This is a genomic window from Pengzhenrongella sp., from assembly GCF_036565025.1.
GTDB lineage: Bacteria > Actinomycetota > Actinomycetes > Actinomycetales > Cellulomonadaceae > Pengzhenrongella.
The window spans coordinates 1-3,927 of sequence record NZ_DATCNW010000455.1 but is presented as its reverse complement, the minus strand read 5'-3'; the positions used below and the strand labels follow the sequence as shown (position 1 = coordinate 3,927).

Sequence of the window (3,927 nt, the reverse complement as noted above, 5' to 3'; positions counted from 1 at the left end):
TATCGAACGCGCACCCCAGGTGAACGTTCGATACACCCAGCCATGCACCCACCGACGCATCCACCCCGGTGTCAGTGTCCCGCCCACCTCTCCGACCTCGACGTCGTCCAGAAGTCAAAATCCGCCCATCCGATTCGATCTGGATGGGCAGATTTCGACTTCTCGGCGGTGCTCGAAAGCGTCAGCCCGCCTGGACTCGGGGCCAGAGGTCGGCGGCCGGCGGTTGCCAGGTCGCGGGGTCGGCCTCGACCTGCTCGCCGGAGCGGATGTCCTTGACCTGGTCGGACTTGGCCGGCACGGGCGTCCCGTCCTCGGCGGTCCCGGCGGCCGAGCCCGGGAACCACACGAACGGCACCCCGCGGCGGTCCGCGTACTTGATCTGCTTGCCGAACTTCGCCGCGCTGGGCGCGACCTCGACCGGGATCCCCCGGGCCCGCAGCGCGGTCCCGATCCTGTCCGACTCCCCGCGGGTCTCCTCGCTGGTCACCGCGACGACGACGGCGCTCGGCACCGATCGCGACACCGTCACCAGCTCGGCGCCGAGCAGGCGCGAGACGAGCCGCGAGACGCCGATCGACAGCCCGACGCCCGGGTAGGTCTTGTCGCCGTCCGAGGCCAGCGTGTCGTACCGCCCGCCCGAGCAGATCGACCCGAGCTGCTCGTGCCCGACGAGCACCGTCTCGTAGACCGAGCCCGTGTAGTAGTCGAGGCCGCGCGCGATCTTCAGGTCGGCCACCACGACGCCGGGTGCCCGCTCGGCCGCGGCCGTCACGAGCGCCCCGAGCTCGACCAGGCCGGTCTCGAGCAGCTCGGAGGTCACGCAGTGCCGCGCGGCGACCTCACGGACCCGGTCCACCACGCTCGCATCGGAGCCGGAGATCCCCGCGAGCTCGAGGCAGGCCGCCGCCTGCTCGCCGGTCGCCCCGGCCTCCGCGACGAGCAGCGCCGCGACGCCCTTGGGCCCGACCTTGTCCAGCTTGTCGATGCTGCGCAGGACGCCCTCGACGTCCTCGAGCCCGAGCCCGCGGTAGAAGCCCTCGGCCACCTTGCGGTTGTTGACCAGGATCCGCACCGGCGGGACGCCGATCGCCGCGAGCGAACCGAGCGCCTCCGCGATCACCAGCGGCAGCTCGACCTCGTAGTGGTACGGCAGCTCACCCGCGCCCACGACGTCGATGTCGGCCTGCACGAACTCCCGGAACCGGCCGTCCTGGGGCCGCTCGCCGCGCCACACCTTCTGGATCTGGTAGCGCTTGAACGGGAACGCGAGGTGCCCGGCGTTCTCCAGGACGTACCGCGCGAAGGGAACCGTCAGGTCGAAGTGCAGCCCGAGCTGCCGGTCATCGCTCTCGCTGCCCGAGGACGAGTCGCCCGGCGCCTCTTCCTGCAGCCGGCGCAGCACGTAGACCTCCTTGGAGGTCTCCCCCTTGCGCAGCAGCTGGTCGAGCGGCTCGACCGCGCGCGTCTCGATCCCGGCGAAGCCGTGGAGCTCGAACGTGCGGCGCAGCGCGTCGAGGATGTGCTGCTCGACGGTGCGGCCTTGGGGTAGCCACTCGGGAAAACCGGACAGGGGGGTGGGGCGGGCCATGGGGCCTCATCCTGCCAGGTAGCGGTTTCGCCGAAGTTCGAGGTCCATCCGGGACGCGGGTCCGTGCCCGGGCAGCAGGATCGTGCCGGGGGCCAGGATGGCCGCCAGGTTGCGCAGCGTGGCGGCCATCGCGGCCTCGTCGCCGCCCGGCAGGTCGGTGCGACCGATCGTGCCCGCGAAGAGCACGTCGCCGGTGAGCGCGGTCCGGGTCGCGTCGGCGGCGAGGGACGCCTCCTCCGGCGCGAACGGCAGCACGCTGCCCGTCCCCGGCGCGCCGTCGAGCAGGAACAGCGAGGCGCCCTTGGTGTGACCGGGCGCGTGGACCACGCCGAGGGTCCCGCCGGCGAACCGCAGCCCGCCCAGGTCCAGCTCGGCGGTGGTCGAGTCGAACGTCTCGATCAGGGCCGGCGCCCGGTACCTGTCCGGCGGGAGCCCGTACGCGGTGAGCGCCTGGGCGAGCGGGCCACCGGTGGGGTCGCCGAGCCCGAGGGTGACGAACGGGTCCGCGAGCCGGTAGGCGTCGTCGGCGTGCACGAAAAGCGGGACGCCGAACGCCTCGCTCACCTCCGCCGCGCCCCAGGTGTGGTCGACGTGCCCGTGCGTCGCGAGAATGGCGACCGGTCGCAGCCCCCGTTCGGCGACGACGCCGCGCACCCGCTCGGCCACGCCGGCGCCGACGTCGACCACCACGCACGAGACGTCGTCGTCGGCGACGACCACGTAGCAGTTGGTGCCGAAAACGGGCGCGACAGCTGTCAGGACATCCATCGGGCAAGGCTATCGAGCCGCGACCTGCGATCGCGGAGCAGCAGGACGAGACTGGACCGTGACCCAGAGCAGTGAGATCGTGCCCCAGGCTGCCTAGACTGTCTCCCGGTCCCGAACGTCGCGACGTGCGATGTCATGCCCACCAGCCACGAGGAGATCGGTTGTCCCCCAGCAAGCGGGAACGTGAAGCCGCTCGTCGTCGCTATGAGCGCTACCAGCAGCACCTCGTCGCCAACAAGGCCAGGCGTATCCAGCGGCGCAAGACGTCGGGCGCGGTCCTCGCCGTGCTCGTGATCGTGCTCGCCATCAGCCTCACGGCGGCGATCGCCAACCGCGGGACCCCGGACGTCGCCGGGTCGACGCCGTCGCCGAGCGCGAAGTACACGCTGCCGCCCCCGTCCGCGGCGCAGGCCCGGACGTGGACCGGGACGATCACGATGAACGTCGGGAAGATCGGGATCGAACTCAACGGCGCCAAGGCACCGCAGGCGGTCGCCTCGTTCGTGAGCCTCGCCGGGAAGGGCTTCTTCGACGGGACGAAGTGCCACCGGCTCGTCACGAGCGGGATCAAGGTGCTCCAGTGCGGCGACCCCACGGGCACCGGATCCGGCGGCCCGGGCTACACGTTCGGCCCGGTCGAGAACGCGCCGAAGGACGGGGTGTACCCGGCCGGCACGATCGCCATGGCGCGCACCTCGGACAACGGCTCGTCGATGGGCAGCCAGTTCTTCCTCGTGTACGAGGACTCCACCATTCCCGCTGACACAGCGGGTGGCTACACCGTATTTGGCCGTATGACGTCCGGCCTGGACGTCGTCACGGCAGTCGCGGACGCCGGTGTCAAGGGGGGCAAGACCGATGGGCCCCCCGCCACCGACGTCACCATCCAGGGAGTTGAGACCCAGTGACCGAGAACTTCACCAGCGCCGCCGGACCGGTCGAAGGGACCGTCCCCTCGACCTCCGCAGGCCAGGACGTGCCTCGCCCGGAGGCGGTCGAACCGCCGGTTGCCACCACGGCGGACGCCGACGAGTCGACCTCCGCCGCGCCCGAAGCCACTGAGCCCGAGCCGACGGCGCAGGCCCCGGCGGTCGACGAGACTGCCGTTGACGAGCCTGCGTCCGACGCCGCCGCGACTGACGAACCTGCGTCCGACGAGACCGTGACTGACGAACCTGCGGTCGACGAGACCGCGGTCGACGAGACCGCGGTCGACCAGGCGGCGTCCGACGAGGCCGCCGTTGAGGTTGCGCCCGACGAGGCCGAGGTCGTGGTGCCCGAGGCAGTCACGCCCGACGAGCCCGAGGCCGTACCCGAGGCAGCAACGCCCGAGGTTGCCGAGCCCGAGGCAGCAGCTCCCGAAGCTGACCTGCCCGACGTCGTCGCCCCCGAGGCCCTCGCGCCGGCAGCAGTCACGCCGGAGGATGCCGAGCCCGCTGCAGTCACGCCGGCAGTCGAGCCCGAGGCCGGTGAGCCGTCCACGACGGAACCCGCGCCGACGTCGGACACCCCGACGCCCGCCGCGTCGCCGCGGCCGACGCCGCACCCACGCCCCACGCCCCGGCCCATGC

At 72.1% G+C, this 3,927-nt stretch carries 3 protein-coding genes and 1 pseudogene; 2 read left to right on the top strand and 2 right to left on the bottom strand.

Features of this window, described 5'->3' with window-relative positions; genetic code table 11:
• Positions 1–181: 181 nt before the first annotated feature.
• On the bottom strand, positions 182–1,588 hold the full coding sequence (gene hisS, locus VIM26_RS25580; protein WP_331956151.1) for a histidine--tRNA ligase: 1,407 nt from the start codon (positions 1,586–1,588) through the stop codon (positions 182–184).
• Between the two features lie 6 nt (positions 1,589–1,594).
• A complete protein-coding gene (locus tag VIM26_RS25575) occupies positions 1,595–2,356 on the bottom strand; it encodes an MBL fold metallo-hydrolase (RefSeq protein ID WP_331956150.1) in 762 nt (253 codons plus the stop codon).
• A 161-nt stretch (positions 2,357–2,517) separates the two neighbouring features.
• Here VIM26_RS25575 and VIM26_RS25570 point away from each other — a divergent pair, with 161 nt between their 5' ends.
• A complete protein-coding gene (locus VIM26_RS25570) occupies positions 2,518–3,264 on the top strand; it encodes a peptidylprolyl isomerase (RefSeq protein ID WP_331956149.1) in 747 nt (248 codons plus the stop codon).
• Positions 3,261–3,927, top strand: a pseudogene (locus VIM26_RS25565) (hypothetical protein); the annotation flags it as partial. The gene VIM26_RS25570 and the pseudogene VIM26_RS25565, both read left to right, overlap by 4 nt.